The organism is Oscillatoria sp. FACHB-1407 (genome assembly GCF_014697545.1).
Classification (GTDB): domain Bacteria; phylum Cyanobacteriota; class Cyanobacteriia; order Elainellales; family Elainellaceae; genus FACHB-1407.
Genome location: NZ_JACJSA010000001.1, coordinates 606432 through 621150, shown reverse-complemented (window position 1 = coordinate 621150; position 14719 = coordinate 606432). Strand labels below are relative to the sequence as shown.

General features: G+C 47.9%; 19 protein-coding genes. 18 read left to right on the top strand and 1 reads right to left on the bottom strand.

Annotated features, from left to right (window positions below):
* Nucleotide 1 precedes the first annotated feature (1 nt).
* Nucleotides 2-1477 (bottom strand): nitrogenase cofactor biosynthesis protein NifB, encoded by a 1476-nt coding sequence (gene nifB / locus H6G89_RS02450; RefSeq protein WP_190503673.1) that lies wholly within the window; start codon nt 1475-1477, stop codon nt 2-4.
* A 1418-nt stretch (nt 1478-2895) separates the two neighbouring features.
* On the opposite strand from nifB, the gene cysE reads away from it, so the two are divergent.
* From cysE to H6G89_RS02360, 18 genes are all read left to right on the top strand, one after another.
* The gene (gene cysE / locus H6G89_RS02445; RefSeq protein WP_206758094.1) at nt 2896-3555 is read left to right on the top strand and encodes a serine O-acetyltransferase; all 660 of its coding nucleotides are present in this window, start codon (nt 2896-2898) and stop codon (nt 3553-3555) included.
* Between the two features lie 11 nt (nt 3556-3566).
* Nucleotides 3567-3860 (top strand): Asr1405/Asl0597 family protein, encoded by a 294-nt coding sequence (locus H6G89_RS02440; protein WP_242059776.1) that lies wholly within the window; start codon nt 3567-3569, stop codon nt 3858-3860.
* A gap of 59 nt (nt 3861-3919) precedes the next feature.
* Nucleotides 3920-4450, top strand: a complete 531-nt coding sequence (locus H6G89_RS02435) for a Dps family protein (RefSeq protein WP_190503671.1) — start codon at nt 3920-3922, stop codon at nt 4448-4450.
* 17 nt (nt 4451-4467) lie between these two features.
* Complete coding sequence (locus H6G89_RS02430; RefSeq protein WP_190503670.1) at nt 4468-4668, top strand: DUF2949 domain-containing protein; 201 nt, start codon at nt 4468-4470, stop codon at nt 4666-4668.
* Between the two features lie 271 nt (nt 4669-4939).
* The gene (locus tag H6G89_RS02425; RefSeq protein ID WP_190503669.1) at nt 4940-5239 is read left to right on the top strand and encodes a Mo-dependent nitrogenase C-terminal domain-containing protein; all 300 of its coding nucleotides are present in this window, start codon (nt 4940-4942) and stop codon (nt 5237-5239) included.
* Nucleotides 5240-5489: 250 nt separating this feature from the next.
* Nucleotides 5490-6863: a nitrogenase iron-molybdenum cofactor biosynthesis protein NifE gene (nifE, locus tag H6G89_RS02420; protein WP_190503668.1), complete on the top strand. Its 1374-nt coding sequence runs from the start codon at nt 5490-5492 to the stop codon at nt 6861-6863.
* Nucleotides 6864-6898: 35 nt separating this feature from the next.
* Nucleotides 6899-8203, top strand: a complete 1305-nt coding sequence (nifN, locus tag H6G89_RS02415; RefSeq protein WP_190503667.1) for a nitrogenase iron-molybdenum cofactor biosynthesis protein NifN — start codon at nt 6899-6901, stop codon at nt 8201-8203.
* Between the two features lie 12 nt (nt 8204-8215).
* Nucleotides 8216-8632, top strand: a complete 417-nt coding sequence (nifX, locus tag H6G89_RS02410) for a nitrogen fixation protein NifX (protein ID WP_190503666.1) — start codon at nt 8216-8218, stop codon at nt 8630-8632.
* Nucleotides 8629-9099, top strand: a complete 471-nt coding sequence (locus H6G89_RS02405) for a NifX-associated nitrogen fixation protein (protein WP_190503665.1) — start codon at nt 8629-8631, stop codon at nt 9097-9099. Before nifX ends, H6G89_RS02405 begins: the two co-directional genes overlap by 4 nt.
* Before the next feature lie 352 nt (nt 9100-9451).
* Nucleotides 9452-9685 (top strand): CCE_0567 family metalloprotein, encoded by a 234-nt coding sequence (locus H6G89_RS02400; RefSeq protein ID WP_190503664.1) that lies wholly within the window; start codon nt 9452-9454, stop codon nt 9683-9685.
* A gap of 4 nt (nt 9686-9689) precedes the next feature.
* Nucleotides 9690-10010 (top strand): nitrogenase-stabilizing/protective protein NifW, encoded by a 321-nt coding sequence (gene nifW / locus H6G89_RS02395; protein ID WP_190503663.1) that lies wholly within the window; start codon nt 9690-9692, stop codon nt 10008-10010.
* A gap of 105 nt (nt 10011-10115) precedes the next feature.
* Nucleotides 10116-10916, top strand: coding sequence for a HesA/MoeB/ThiF family protein (locus H6G89_RS02390; protein WP_190503662.1), 801 nt, complete (start codon nt 10116-10118; stop codon nt 10914-10916).
* 338 nt (nt 10917-11254) lie between these two features.
* Nucleotides 11255-11623 (top strand): HesB/IscA family protein, encoded by a 369-nt coding sequence (locus H6G89_RS02385; RefSeq protein WP_190503661.1) that lies wholly within the window; start codon nt 11255-11257, stop codon nt 11621-11623.
* Nucleotides 11624-11668: 45 nt separating this feature from the next.
* Nucleotides 11669-11968: a ferredoxin FdxH gene (gene fdxH / locus H6G89_RS02380; protein WP_190503660.1), complete on the top strand. Its 300-nt coding sequence runs from the start codon at nt 11669-11671 to the stop codon at nt 11966-11968.
* A 170-nt stretch (nt 11969-12138) separates the two neighbouring features.
* On the top strand, nt 12139-12417 hold the full coding sequence (locus tag H6G89_RS02375) for a FeoA family protein (protein WP_190503659.1): 279 nt from the start codon (nt 12139-12141) through the stop codon (nt 12415-12417).
* 78 nt (nt 12418-12495) lie between these two features.
* Nucleotides 12496-12804 carry a ferredoxin III, nif-specific gene (fdxB, locus tag H6G89_RS02370; protein WP_190503658.1) on the top strand — a complete coding sequence of 103 codons (309 nt, stop codon included), beginning with the start codon at nt 12496-12498 and terminating at the stop codon, nt 12802-12804.
* Between the two features lie 86 nt (nt 12805-12890).
* Nucleotides 12891-13490 carry a CBS domain-containing protein gene (locus H6G89_RS02365; protein WP_199336469.1) on the top strand — a complete coding sequence of 200 codons (600 nt, stop codon included), beginning with the start codon at nt 12891-12893 and terminating at the stop codon, nt 13488-13490.
* Nucleotides 13491-13696: 206 nt separating this feature from the next.
* Complete coding sequence (locus tag H6G89_RS02360; RefSeq protein ID WP_190503656.1) at nt 13697-14710, top strand: cytochrome c oxidase subunit II; 1014 nt, start codon at nt 13697-13699, stop codon at nt 14708-14710.
* The last annotated feature ends 9 nt before the right edge of the window (nt 14711-14719 follow it).

Below are 14719 nucleotides of genomic sequence, written 5' to 3'. Positions count from 1 at the left end.
ATCAGGATGGTTGAGTTTGTTGTATGTAGGTGTTGTAAAACTCCCGTGCCACTTTCTCAATCACGTCATAGGCTTCAACGACTTGTAAGCCAGCCTCTCTCAATTCTGCTTTGGGACATTCACCCACTTTTGAAACCAGAATGGCTTTGCAGTCTGAAATCGCCTTAATGGTGTATTCCAGTGTGGCATCCTCTCCGTAACCGCTCTGACAGTAGTTATCGATTTTCCGGTGCCCGACAAACTTGGCTTCGTTGGCATCTACCTCGTAAATCATGAATTCTTTGGCATGACCAAAGTGTTGATTCACCAATCCGCCCCCTTTAGTTGCCACGGCTACGAGAATTTTGGGACTGTTAGCAACTTTTTGGCTGGGCTTGAGTTTTGCCTTCGCTGATTTGAGTTCATCTTTGAATTTTGCAATCCCTGCGTGGACTTCCTGGCGAGTTTCCAGGTCATATTCCGGTTGCATCTCCAGGAACTTATCTTTGGTGAATTCCTGCGATCGGTCTTCACCCAGTAACCCAACAGCATCAGCGCGACATTGGCGACAGTGACGCATCATTTTCATGTTGCTGTCGGCGCACTTGTCTTGCAGTGCCTTCAACTCACCTGGAGTGGGACCACGTTGACCATTCAACCCAAAGTAGGTGCCATGTTCTGGAGCCGAGATCAGCGGCATGATGTTGTGCAGGAATGCGCCTTTTTGCCGAATGACGTGATCGACTTCAGCCAGATGCTCGTCGTTGATACCTGGAATCATTACGGAGTTGACCTTACAGAGGATGTCAGCCTCCTTGAGAGCCTGCAAGCCTTCCATTTGCCGCTCGTGTAGAATCCGCGCTGCTTCTAGCCCTTTGTAGCGTCTGCGCTTGTAGTGAACCCAGGGATAAATGCGAGTGCCGATTTCGGGATCAACCATATTAATGGTGATCGTGACGTGATCCACGTTGAGTTGTTTGATGCGATCGACATACTCTGGCAGCATCAATCCGTTAGTAGACAGACATAATTTAATGTCGGGTGCTTTGTCTGCAATTAACTCAAAGGTGCGAAACGTCTTTTCTGGATTGGCTAACGGATCTCCCGGACCCGCAATCCCCAACACCGTCATCTGCGGAATTTTGCCTGCAATCACTAACACCTTATGCGCGGCTTCTTCAGGAGTGAGCAATTCGCTCACTACACCAGGACGGCTCTCATTGGCACAGTCGTATTTACGGTTGCAATAGTTGCATTGAATATTGCAAGCGGGAGCCACAGCAACGTGCATCCGGGCGTAGTGGTGATGGGCTTCTTCGCTATAGCAGGGATGCTTTTCAATGCGTTGGCGCATCCGCTCATCCATATCAACTGTGGCACTGGTGTTGCTGCTGCATCCGCAACTGCTGTCCTTTGAGGGAACTTTTGTCACCTTATTCTTTGTAATTAAAAGGTCAGTTGTTGGGGCGGCTGGGGCTGTGATAGGTGGTGGTGTCATTGCGTGAATTTCCAGAAGAGGGTGGGAGAGCAACAAACGCGAACTGGGAGTAGTCAACCAATCCAGACAATCAATCCAGGCGATCGCCATCCTTTAGGGGAGAAATCGCAGCTACCCGTCGCAACCTACCTGAGTAGGTTAAACATCCTGGTTCTAGGGCTGTGTTTTAGGAAAAAAACAAGAGTCTAGAAAATCCATGGGAGAAAAAGTGCGATCGGTGTAGTTGCAAGTTCGATTCAGCATGGGAGTATGCCATTACCCCTACCTAAACCATCAGAGAACTGGAATATTGGGGTCGTGATGAATGGTTTAGGAACTGGCGTTATGAGAGTTATATCAGTCGCTCTGGAATGTATCGGTTGAGCGGCTCGCGATAGAATTTATTGAATTAATTAGAGATGTACTCAATATCTCAAACCCAGATGATGTGAACATCCAAAAAAAATAATGGGATGGGGTTTGAGTATTTTGAAGTGAGGGTTTGAGTATTTATAGTGCAGGGAACAGGTATTTGTGTACTCAGGCTGAATCCTTGTTGTACAAGGACTTTGAAGTAATTTTAGGATGTTTTAACGTGAGTTTTTAGTTGTACTCACGGTCTTCTTCGGGACTCGATCTGACACTCGAATTGAGGTAAACCCTCATTAAGGAAAGGAGTAGCCAGTTCGCAACTACTCCCCTAATTCTTCTAGAAATTTATTCTGTATCTAAATTATCATTTTTATTGTCTGAAGTTCTAGTCATAACCATTTTTAACAATTGAAAAAAATAGAGGTATTTGCTCTCTCACATTGAGAATTATCTGTATTCGTATCACGATATACAGTTGTCAATTCTAACAGGTTGATCTACACTAACTCGGTAACATCTAAATCGTATTAATCAATACAGAAATCTTTTTGATGACTCAAAAACTGCGATCTTGAGTGCAGTTGAGTACATCTTGTTCTTGATTAAGCAATTCTTGTAAAACTCGCTTAAAAGTATTGTCAGACCAAGCTTTAAGTGAATGAATGGACGAGTACTCAAATACTAAAACCCTTACCCTATAAATACTCGTACCCCACTCAAAAAATACTCACACCTCGCCCCAAAAGAAATTAGAAATGCTTGCTTTAGCAGGCCTTTCAGGTTTGAGTACAACTCTAATTAATTCAATAAATCCTTACCCCGGTTTGTGATTCTGACCTCTGGCGTGGCACCTGATATAAGCAGGAGAACAGGACAGATTCTCACCCACCGGAACTGCAATGTCACAGCCACTTGATTTCGCCCAACCTGTTTTTGCAGAGGCTCACTCGCACCGAGCCGAGAGCAGAAATCATGGGGATAGCTATTACCCATCTGGTCACGCTACTGCAACGGAAGCATCATTGCTAACGGTCAAGTTGCCCAGATGGATTTGTTCTCTAACCAATCTGTGGCAGACGATATGGGCTGATTTCACGATTATTTTTGAGCGTGATCCCGCTGCCCATCACTGGTTAGAAGTCGTGTGCTGCTATCCGGGGTTTCAAGCACTTCTGCTCTATCGTGTGGCTCACGGGTTGCGCGATCGCCACATTCCTTTTTTCCCTCGCTTCATTTCTCATATCGGACGCTTCTTAACGGGCATCGAGATTCATCCCGGTGCTGTGATCGGTCGGGGTGTCTTTATTGATCACGGCATGGGAGTGGTAATTGGTGAGACAGCGATCGTAGGAGATTACACCCTGATTTATCAAGGCGTAACCCTCGGTGGCACGGGTAAAGAGCAAGGAAAGCGTCACCCCACCGTTGGCAGTCATGTGGTAGTGGGTGCGGGGGCGAAAGTCCTGGGAAACATTACGATCGGCGACTATGCCCGAATCGGAGCGGGATCAATCATTTTGCGGAATGTGCCATCGGGGTGTACGGCAGTCGGTGTGCCCGGTCGCAATATTTGTCGCAGCAATACTCAAACCTGTCCTTTAGAACACGGCAACGTTGTTGATCCAGAAGCCGTTGTTCTTCGGACTCTGATCGATCGCATCGAGCAATTAGAACAACAAATTCAATCGTTAATCCCTGTTGAAATCACTCACTCTAACATTCATTGAGGTTAAGTCCCATGCAGTATCGTCCGGGTATGGCTTCCCCTGCGGGGGGTTACGCCAACCCCATCCCAATCGCACTCACCCCTAACGCTCAAAGCATTCCAGTCTCACGGGTCGATCGCTGGTCAGTCTATCGACGGCTACAAGAATTGATGATTCCCTGTTGGTGCTTAAGTGATGGCTCACTCTGGGTTGAAATCAACAATAGTACGACGGCGATTTTAGTGAGGAGTGTCATCCAGCACTGCATCGCTCCTCGACGCGAGTTGGTGACCTGGCTAGAGCACTGCTGGGATGCACCCGAATAACCCCTCTACACCCCATGCCAGTTCTAAAAAGTATCGTTGTATATCAAGGAGTAAGTTGAATGACTCAAACCGCTGTTCGTGCTTTTGGTCAGATTGCAGAAAACCCAGTGGGTTTAGGGCTAGAAGTTACCGTTCCTATTTGTGAAGGCTTAAATGTTGCCCTGGCGAGCTTTCAAGCCCTGTATCTGCAATATCAGAAGCATCACTTTGTTGTAGAAGGAGCAGAATTTTACTCCTTACATGAGTTCTTTGAAGAGGGCTACTCTGCTCTCCAAGGACACGCTCATGATGTAGGAGAAAGGCTGAATGGATTAGGCGGCATTCCTGCGGCTAGCTTTAGCAAGCTGGCAGAACTGTGTTGCTTTACCCCAGAACCAGACGGGGTGTATTCCTGTCGCCAAATGGTCGAACACGATCTGGAGGCGGAGCAATCCATTATTAATCTGCTCCGTCGTCAAGCGACTCAAGCTGAAAGTGTGGGCGATCGCGCTACTCGGTATCTGTATGAGCAAATTTTGTTGAAAACAGAAGACCGAGCATTTCATCTTGATCATTTTCTAGCAGCCGATACGTTGGTCTTCAGGTCATAACTTAAATGAGGTGTGCCATGAGTTGTCGTCGTCAAAATTCCCAACTGCTTCAGTTTCTCAAAACCGAATTAGCAATTTCAGATGAGGCGATCGCCATGGCACTCAAACATCCCGAACATCCTGAAGCTCCGCTGCACATGATTCTCTGGGGCTATGGCTTGCTATCCAGTGAACAACTCAGCCAAATCTTTGATTGGCTAGTGCGACTGGTTGATTAATTGATCCCTGATAAATCATCACCCCTAGATCCAACGTTTAACGCCCAAAAATCAACCCTACGGCAACGATTGCTTCCCACTCATCACTCATCAACCCAGAGGATCAATTCATGATTGACACTATTCTTGGACTCACTATCTTACTCATTCTCGTCAGTATTCAGAGCTATCTCACTCAACGTCTCTTAAATCGGGAACAACACACGCCTGAAGATGTTAAAAACTAGCGATCGCTCCTTTCAAGCTGTATGAATTTACTGATGTATCCACTATGGCTACTGCTTCATCTCCTCACCAAAATCACGTTGCATGGAGTCTGATTGCACTTTTACGGCAATGGCTCAACCATATTGAAATTCGTCATGCGAGTGTTGCCCATCTCATCTGTCGTGTGATTCCCAGTCATTGCCCCTTTGAGCGAGACATCAACCTGTTTGGCTGCTGGATAGTTCACATTCCAGCATTCTGTAAAATCAATCCGCTGTACGACGAGTTAATCAGCTTGCGCTTTCGGGCACTCACCTATTTAGCAGATGTGTGCCATCAAGATGTTAGCGTTTATATCCACTAAGTGTTCAGTAGTTAATGGAGTTAGGGGCGCGGCATTTGGGCAGTTACTCCTGGTAATACAGCAAAGTCAAATTGCCAAATGCTACGCCGATACAGAACTCAGTCAATAGTCAATTGACCATGTAACCTGCTTCACCTCTTCCTCTGCCCTCTTATCCTTCATCCTTCATCCTTCATCCTTTTTCCCTCTTCCCTCTTCCCTCTTCTTTTTTCCTTCTTCCCTCTTCTTCCCTCTTCTCCCCACTTGAGCCATGAAATTGACCCAAGGCAAGATTAACGAACTCTTGAGCGAATCGGCTTGCGAGCACAATCACAAAAAAGACAGCAAAGGAAAGAACAAATCCTGTACGCAGCAAGCCCAACCGGGAGCGGCTCAAGGAGGTTGTGCCTTTGATGGAGCCATGATCGCCATGGTGCCGATTACCGATGTGGCTCACCTCGTACACGGCCCGATCGCCTGTGCAGGCAACTCCTGGGGTAGTCGTGGCAGTCAGTCCTCTGGGTCAACCCTCTACAAAATGGGTTTTACCACCGATCTCAGCGAAAACGACATTATTTTTGGCGGTGAAAAACGCCTCTACAAAGCCATTCTAGAGGTACACCAGCGATATCAACCTGCCGCCGTATTTGTCTACTCCACCTGTGTTACAGCCCTGATTGGAGACGATTTAAACGCCGTGTGTGAGAAGGCAGCAGAGAAGACAGGAACCCCTGTGATTCCCATTAACTCCCCCGGCTTTATTGGCAGCAAGAATCTGGGCAATCGGGTTGGTGGAGAGGCACTGCTGGAGTATGTGGTCGGCACGGCAGAGCCAGACTTCACCACGCCCTACGACATTAACTTGATTGGGGAATACAACATCGCAGGCGAATTGTGGGGTGTATTGCCCCTATTTGAAAAGGTGGGAATTCGCGTGCTCTCGAAGATTACAGGCGATGCGCGATACCGTGAAGTCTGCTATTCCCATCGTGCCAAACTCAACGTCATGATCTGCTCCAAAGCGTTGATCAACATGGCACGCAAGATGGAGGAACGCTACGGCATTCCTTATATCGAAGAGTCCTTTTATGGCATTGATGACATCAATCGTTGTCTCCGCAACATTGCTGCTGCATTGGGGGATGAGCAACTGCGCGATCGCGTTGAGCAATTGATCGCTGAAGAAACCGCCCACCTCGATCAACAACTGGCTCCCTATCGTGCTCGGCTCAAAGGCAAGCGGGTTGTGCTCTATACCGGAGGGGTTAAAAGCTGGTCTATCATCTCTGCTGCCAAAGATTTGGGCATGGAAGTGGTGGCAACCAGCACCAAAAAAAGTACCGAGGAAGACAAAGCACGGATTAAGGAATTACTCGGACAAGATGGCATCATGCTGGAAAAGGGCAATGCTCAAGAACTGTTGCGCGTCATTGCCCAAACTAAAGCCGACATGCTGATTGCGGGTGGACGCAACCAATACACCGCTCTCAAAGCTCGGATTCCATTTTTAGATATCAACCAGGAACGCCACCATCCCTATGCGGGGTATGTCGGCATGGTTGAGATGGCACGCGAGTTAGATGAAGCCTTGCACAGCCCCATTTGGGAGCAAGTGCGTAAACCCGCTCCCTGGGAAGTGGGATAGATACAAACAACATCACTGAGAGAGGAATTCGTTTAATGGCGACTATCACCACGCCCAAAAAGTTTGTTGCAGTCAACCCACTCAAGCAGAGCCAACCTTTAGGTGCCGCTCTGGCATTCTTAGGGCTAAAAGGAATGATGCCGTTGTTTCATGGGTCGCAGGGCTGTACTGCCTTTGCCAAGGTTTTGCTGGTGCGACACTTTCGGGAAGCAATTCCCATGTCTACAACCGCAATGACTGAGGTCAGCACCATCCTGGGGGGTGAAGAAAATGTCGAGCAAGCCATTCTCACCGTGATGGAAAAGAACAAGCCAGAAATCATTGGGCTGTGTACCACTGGATTAACGGAAACTCGTGGTGATGACATGGACGGCATTTTACGTACCATCCGTAAGCGGCATCCAGAACTGCATGATTTGCCGATTGTGTTTGTCTCTACCCCCGACTTTCGCGGAGCCATGCAGGATGGATTTGCGGCAGCGGTGGAAAACATGATGCGGGAGTTGCCGCTGGCAGGTGAGGTGAGAGCCAATCAAGTCACGATTTTGGTTAGCTCTGCCTTTACGCCCGGAGATGTGCAGGAGATTAAGGAAATTGTCACCGCTTTTGGGTTGAAACCCATTATTGTTCCAGATTTATCGTTGTCGCTGGATGGACATCTGGATGAGGCGTCTGGAACAACGACCAGTGGTGGCACAACTCTGGCTGAACTACGCGAAATTGGCTGTTCTGTGTTCACGCTGGCGTTGGGTGAAAGTATGCGGGGTGCCGCCAAAGTGTTAGAACAGCGATTTCAGGTGCCCTACGAGGTCTTTCAAAATTTAACGGGACTTGCCGCGATGGATGAGTTTTTGCAAGGATTGTCTGACCTCAGCGGCATTGATGTGCCAGAGAAATATCGGCGGCAGCGGCGGCAATTGCAGGATGCCATGTTAGATACTCATTTTTACTTTGGGCGTAAGCGCATTGCGCTGGGGTTAGAACCCGATTTGCTGGCATCACTGGTTGAGTTTTTGCAACTGATGGGGGCTGAAATTCAAGCAGCCGTGACCACAACGCGATCGCCCCTGCTTGCAGACCTCCCGATTGAATCGGTGGTAATTGGTGATCTGGAAGATCTGGAACATGCAGCGGTTGGAGCTGATTTACTGATCACCAACTCTCACGGTGCAAAAATTGCCCGTAAACTGGGCATTCCGCTCTATCGCCAGGGAATGCCCATCTTCGATCGCCTCGGTAACGGGCAATCCACCAAAGTAGGCTACCGGGGCACCATGCAGCTTCTGTTTGATATCGGCAACCTGTTGTTAGAACACGAAGAAAACCACGTTAAACACTAAATGAGGTGAACAATGAAAATTGCCTTCACTACAAGCGATCGCGTCCATATCAATGCTCACTTTGGGTGGGCACGCAAGGTGGATGTGTATGAAGTCTCGCCAGAGGGATATCAGTTTTTGGAAACGTTAGTTTTTGATGGCGATCTGAAAGAAGACGGCAACGAAGACAAACTCTTACCCAAAATTGAAGCTCTGCACGACTGCACGATTGTCTATGTCTCGGCGATCGGGGGTAGTGCTGCTGCCCGACTGATTAAAAAACACATCACTCCCATCAAGGCGCGATCGGAAGACGACGAAATTCAAGATGTGTTGTCCCGCTTAGTCGAGACGCTAAAGGGAAGCCCTCCCCCCTGGTTGAGAAAAGCCCTGCAACAACGAACCCCCCAATTTGACTTAGATGAAATCGAGGAAGAAGTCCCAGTATGAGCACACCTGAAACAACCGTTCCTACTACGACAGTTTTAGAGTCACCGTTTCTCAAGGCTGTCGTGCAACAAATTCGAGCCAATGATCCCTATGGCACGTTTCGCAATTGGTCTGATGAACTGTTGCTGAAACCCTATGTTGTGAGCAAAGCCCAAAAACGTGAAATCTCGGTTGATGGCGATGTTGACCCCATTACCAAAGGCAGGATTTTGGCATTTTATCGGGGCATAGCCTCCTGCATCGAAGCAGAAACAGGTCAACTGGCTCAAGTGGTGGTAGACCTGAGCCATGAGGGATTTGGCTGGGCACTGATCTTTTGTGGACGACTCCTGGTGGTCAGTCGTACGTTGCGCGATGCTCAACGGTTTGGCTTTGACAACTTAGAGAAGGTTGCTGCTGAAGGCGACAAGCTGGCTCAAAGCGGAATTGATTACATTAGACGCTTTCCAGACGTTGCTCGCATTTAGTCAATGGTTGATGGCCAATGGTTAATGGTTAGTGGTCAGTGGTCAATGGTTAATGGTTAGTGGTCAATGGTTAATGGTCAATGGTCAATGGTCAGTGGTCAATGGTCAATGGTTAATGGTTAATGGTTAGTGGTCAGTGGTCAATGGTTAATGGTCAGTGGTTAATGGTCAATGGTTAGTGGTCAATGGTCAATAGTCAGTGGTCAATGGTCATTACGCTGATGGAGCAATAACTCACATACTGGCAATTCACGATGAACTATTAACTATTGACTATTGACTATTGACTATTGACTGACTATTGACTCTTATCTACATTCCACATCTTTAAACATTCCTTCCTCTATTTCTTATGGTTCAATCAAACCCTCCTATCGATCGCACAACGATTGATGATCTGAAAAATCAAATCAGGCGACTGAACAGTAAAGCTGGACAACTCAAGATGGATTTGCATGATCTGGCGGAAGGTTTACCAGCTAACTATGAGCAGTTAATGAACGTTGCAGCCCAGACCTATGCTGTGTTTCGGACATTGAATGAGATGAAACAACAACTCAAAGCCCTAGAGACTCAGGAGAAGTAGTGATATGGCAAATACACTCACCGCATTTCATCGATTGACAGATGCAGAACAATATTTTGAGTTCTTTAATCTGCCCTACGATCGCACCATCGTAAACATTAATCGTCTTCATATCCTCAAGCAGTTTTCAAACGCAATGAAGCAGATTGATACAGATTTACCAGACTTAACAGAGAGCGATCGCCTGAATCTCTATCGCACTGCTCTCGTGCAAGCTTATGAACTGTTTTCAGTCTCCACTGGAGTTGAGCAGAAGTTGTTTAAAGTGTTTCACGACAAACCCCGCAATGTTGTTTTGTTGAGCCAGATCAACACCGGGGATTAACATCTCCCCACACCCTACACCCCACACCCCACACCCCATTCCCTAACCCCTCTACTCCCCACTCCCTACTCCCTACTCCTCACTCCCTCTCACAAGGAGCATCCTGTGCTGAATCTCACCCCAACTGAACTAGAACGATATAGTCGCCAAATGATGTTGCCCAACTTTGGCGAAGAGGCTCAACGACGGTTGAAATCTGCCACAGCCCTGGTTACAGGTGTGGGTGGCTTAGGCGGAACAGCGGCTCTGTATTTAGCGGCAGCTGGTATCGGTCGATTGATTCTGGTGCGGGGTGGTGGTTTGCGATTGGACGACATGAATCGACAGGTTTTGATGACTCACGACTGGGTTGATCAACCCAGAGTCTTCAAAGCTAAAGAGACGATTCAAGCCTTTAATCCCGATGTGCAAGTAGAAGCGGTCTTTGAATACGTCACACCAGAAAATGTAGATTCCCTGATTCACGACGCCGATATTGCTCTGGATTGCGCCCACAATTTTACAGAACGGGATTTGCTGAATGCCGCCTGTGTCCGTTGGAACAAGCCCATGATTGAAGCGGCGATGAGTGGGATGGAGGCATACTTAACGACTATTGTTCCGGGACAAACGGGATGCCTCACTTGTCTTTTCCCTGAGAAGCCGGAATGGGATCGTCGAGGATTTGGGGTGTTGGGCACCGTGTCTGGGACTTTAGCTTGTCTAGCCGCGCAAGAGGCGATCAAAGTCATCACAGACTTTAGCTCACCGTTGTTGTCTCAATTGCTGACGATGGATCTGCATCGCATGGAGTTTGCGAAACGCCGCACCTACCGTGATTTGGATTGCCCTGTATGTAGCGATCGCGCTCGTAAGCATTTCTCCACGGGCGATCTGATGATGCAGGTTCTCTCCCATCATCACTAGCTCAGACTCTGTACTCAAGAGGTTATGGCGATGCTTGTGCTATCCCTGGCTACGTTAACGGTGGCGATCGCCCTATGGTATCGAAATCGGCAAACTTGCAATGCAGTAACTCATTCAATCTACCTCTTAAGTAGTTTACTCTGTCTCATTTTCAGTTTCATTGTTGCGCCGTGGCTAATTCAACTGTGTGCTCTCATCGTACTGTTGGTAATCCCTATTTGCACTGTCCGGCAAGCTTCTATTGACGTACCGTGTTCACGGTTTTGCCTAAGGCGATCGCACTGTTCTGACGTTACCAAATAACACACTCTTGTCCAGTTTTATCTCGTGAGGTACCCATGACGATTACATTGACCGAAAAAGCAGAATTTCGTTTACGTGCGTTTATCCAAGGGTCAGCCGACCCAGGCAACACCACGAAAGGCATTCGCATCGGAGTCTCCGATGGAGGGTGCAGTGGCTATCAATACACCCTCGATATCACGACCGCACCAACAGAAGATGATTTGATCTTTCAACAAGGTAGAGTGCCTGTTTACATCAACCGTGAGTCAGCTCCTTTGTTAGACGGCATTGTGGTGGATTACGTTGAAGGCATTTTGGAAAGTGGCTTCAAGTTTAGCAATCCAAACGCCACTGAAACCTGCGGTTGTGGGCAATCGTTCAAAGCCGGAGATTGCACGCCATCCGCTACACCATGCAGTTAGTTACCTAAGGTTTGACTTGTAGAACACGATCTGGAGAACACGATCATGACGACTTACAACGTTCGGCTACTCAGCAAAAAATACAACCTCGACATTACGATTCCTGTAGACGAAGACACCTACATCCTGGAAGCCGCCGAAGATGCGGGACTGGATTTACCCTTCTCGTGCCATTCTGGAGCCTGTTCCAGTTGTGTAGGTAAAGTGGTTGAGGGAGAAGTCGATCAGTCTGATCAAACTTTCCTGGATGATGAGCAGATGGCTAAAGGATTTGTCCTATTGTGCGTTGCTTATCCCAAATCCGATTGTACGATTCGCACTCACCAGGAAGCCTATCTGGTCTAATACGAATCCGGCGTTGCTGAGCGCAGGCATGATTCTTGAAAACGCACCACGGCTGTAGGGCGTTTCGCGAAACGCCCCTACGAAATTCATGCATTAGATCAGCAACGCCGATTTGATATAACCGCAACTCTAATGGTTCTCATGTTTTAACCCCAGAAGGACAACCTATCATGTTTAGCCAAGGTTTTACGGTGTCTGGATCATCTCTCAAGCTGTTAGATATTGGGGAACGCGGTGTCGTCGCTGCCTTGAGAAATCCAGATGACGGAGTGATCCGACAGTTACGGGGATTGGGGTTATTACCCGGTACTCTCATCCAACTGGAGCAACGATCGCCTCAGTTTGTTGTCACGACAGAAAGCGATCGCATTACCCTGGACGATCGCCTGATTGGGGCGGTTTACGTGCGGCTCACTAACCCCAAAACCGGGTTAGACAAGAAACGTTGAGACATCAAGTTGTTAGAAGGGGCTTACCCCAAAGACAGCTTCACTATGATGAAGCATTCAATGATTGAGAGAGACACTATGGCAACACTAACGGGTTTGACATTGGGAGGCAAAACCTGGACACCTCAGTTTGTTCAGGCGATCGACCTCAAAAAGTGTATTGGCTGCGGCCGCTGTTTTAAGGTGTGCGGTCGTAATGTATTGCTGTTAAAAGCACTCAACGAAGACGGTGAATTTGTTGAGGATGAAGATGACGAAGACATCGAACGCAAAGTTATGACGATTCAAAATGCTGACAATTGTATTGGTTGTCAGGCGTGTTCGAGGGTCTGTCCCAAGAATTGCTATACCCATAGTGCGTTAGACAACACTGCGTTGAATAACTAGGGAATTAGCAAGAAAGCAGTTAGGAGTATCTCTGATAAAACACATCATGCTTGTTCATTGCACGTTATGCAAGGAGTAAAACTCATATGATGAAAGCAAGCGATATTATGACTGAAGATGTAGCCACGATTCGTGGTTCAGCAACCGTTGCAGATGCAGTCCGGTTGATGAAATTGCGAGGGCTACACTCCCTCATCGTCGAACGCCGCACTGAAGATGATGCTTATGGTATCGTGACCGATACAGACATTGCCTCTAAGGTCGTTGCCTATGGCAAAGATCCCAGACAGGTCAAGGTTTATGAGGTGATGACGAAACCCTGTATCGTGGTGAATCCTGACCTGGCCGTTGAGTATGTGGCTCGGTTATTTGCTCAAACAGGAATCGATCGCGCCCCTGTGATCAAGGATGAGTTGGTTGGTATCATCTCTGTCACTGACATTCTCACGAAGAGTGATTTTCTCGAAAATCCGAGGGTTTTAGTGTTAGAGAGAGCGTTGCAACAGGCAATTTCCGATGCTCGTAGCATTACAGCTAATCAGCCTGCCAATTCTGAGGAGGCGTTAGCCGCCTGGAATGCAGTCTGTGAACTGGAGGCAGAATTAGCATTCTGTCGGGGTAAAAGCCCCACATCCACAGCTTTGGATGCCTTTGCTGCACCTGCTGCGGATTTAGCAACAGCGTAGTTGCATAACAAACTTAAAGGGTTGGGTTGCTATTGATTGAGTTCGTGTAACTCAATGAAACACCTTTGTTAGATTTTGCAAAACCTCAACCCAACCTGCAATTTTAGACCTACCATTCACTACAGGTTTGAACTGATACCAGGGACATGATGGTTACTGACTGTTTCATGTCCCTATCTTTTCTCGATCTTTGCAAGGAAATCTCTATGAAACAAATTCCTGCTTCACTACTTACATTGATTGCGGGGATTGGCATTACCCTCATTAGCTTTTGGGTTGGGCAGCATCACAACTTACTGCCCGAACAAGCCTCGGAGCAAGCACCCCTTGTAGACAACTTTTTCAACGTCATGGTGACGATTGGCACAGGGCTTTTCCTGGTTGTCGAAGGGGCGATCGTCCTATTCATCATCCAGTTTCGGCAACGTAAAGGAGACGAGTCGGATGGTGTTCCCATTGAGGGTAGCTTTTCCCTAGAAGTGCTGTGGACTTCGATTCCTGCCATCATCGTGGTTGGGTTAGGGGTCTATAGTGTGGTGGTGTATGAGCAAATGGGCGGGTTTAGCCTCTCTGCCCATGGTGGCATGGCACATGGTCATGCTTCGGTGCTCGTTGCTCAAGCCCCCGGAGATGCGGCAGTTACTCCTTTAATCAGCGAGACTACAACTCCAACAGAGCCAACTCCAACCGATGCACCTCAATATGGCATTGGTGCAACTCCGTTAGAAGGGAGTCAAGCGGCTGATCTGGTTGTGAATGTCACTGGACTGCAATATGCCTGGATTTTTAATTACCCCAATAGCGGCATTACAGCCGGTGAATTGCACGTTCCGGTTGGCAAGGATGTGCAGCTGATCATTTCTGCTCAGGATGTGATTCATTCGTTCTGGGTGCCCCAATTTCGGCTGAAACAGGATGCCATTCCAGGGCAAACCACTGAATTACGATTTGTTGCTACGAAACCAGGAACCTATCCCGTTGTCTGCACTGAACTGTGTGGAGGCTATCACGGCAGTATGCGAAGCGAAGTCGTGGTGCATTCCCCCGAAGAGTTTGACGTTTGGCTCCATGAAAATCAGATCGCTCAGGCGTCTGGGGTCGCTCAAACTGTAGCGGTTAACCCGGTTGATCTGACTCCATCTGAGTTTCTGGCTCCCTATGCGGATGCTCTTGGTATTCAATCGGAGGCGATCGCTTCCCTCCATTCCCATCACTCGTAATCTTCTCGT

Coding starts and splice junctions, on each gene's coding strand:
- H6G89_RS02385 (WP_190503661.1), top strand. CDS start 11,255: ATGACGATTACATTGACCGAAAAAGCAGAATTTCGTTTACGTGCGTTT.
- H6G89_RS02405 (WP_190503665.1), top strand. CDS start 8,629: ATGAGCACACCTGAAACAACCGTTCCTACTACGACAGTTTTAGAGTCA.
- H6G89_RS02365 (WP_199336469.1), top strand. CDS start 12,891: ATGATGAAAGCAAGCGATATTATGACTGAAGATGTAGCCACGATTCGT.
- H6G89_RS02435 (WP_190503671.1), top strand. CDS start 3,920: ATGACTCAAACCGCTGTTCGTGCTTTTGGTCAGATTGCAGAAAACCCA.
- nifW (WP_190503663.1), top strand. CDS start 9,690: ATGGCAAATACACTCACCGCATTTCATCGATTGACAGATGCAGAACAA.
- fdxH (WP_190503660.1), top strand. CDS start 11,669: ATGACGACTTACAACGTTCGGCTACTCAGCAAAAAATACAACCTCGAC.
- H6G89_RS02400 (WP_190503664.1), top strand. CDS start 9,452: ATGGTTCAATCAAACCCTCCTATCGATCGCACAACGATTGATGATCTG.
- H6G89_RS02360 (WP_190503656.1), top strand. CDS start 13,697: ATGAAACAAATTCCTGCTTCACTACTTACATTGATTGCGGGGATTGGC.
- nifN (WP_190503667.1), top strand. CDS start 6,899: ATGGCGACTATCACCACGCCCAAAAAGTTTGTTGCAGTCAACCCACTC.
- nifE (WP_190503668.1), top strand. CDS start 5,490: ATGAAATTGACCCAAGGCAAGATTAACGAACTCTTGAGCGAATCGGCT.
- nifB (WP_190503673.1), bottom strand. CDS start 1,477: ATGACACCACCACCTATCACAGCCCCAGCCGCCCCAACAACTGACCTT.
- nifX (WP_190503666.1), top strand. CDS start 8,216: ATGAAAATTGCCTTCACTACAAGCGATCGCGTCCATATCAATGCTCAC.
- H6G89_RS02430 (WP_190503670.1), top strand. CDS start 4,468: ATGAGTTGTCGTCGTCAAAATTCCCAACTGCTTCAGTTTCTCAAAACC.
- H6G89_RS02375 (WP_190503659.1), top strand. CDS start 12,139: ATGTTTAGCCAAGGTTTTACGGTGTCTGGATCATCTCTCAAGCTGTTA.
- H6G89_RS02425 (WP_190503669.1), top strand. CDS start 4,940: ATGGCTACTGCTTCATCTCCTCACCAAAATCACGTTGCATGGAGTCTG.
- fdxB (WP_190503658.1), top strand. CDS start 12,496: ATGGCAACACTAACGGGTTTGACATTGGGAGGCAAAACCTGGACACCT.
- H6G89_RS02440 (WP_242059776.1), top strand. CDS start 3,567: ATGCAGTATCGTCCGGGTATGGCTTCCCCTGCGGGGGGTTACGCCAAC.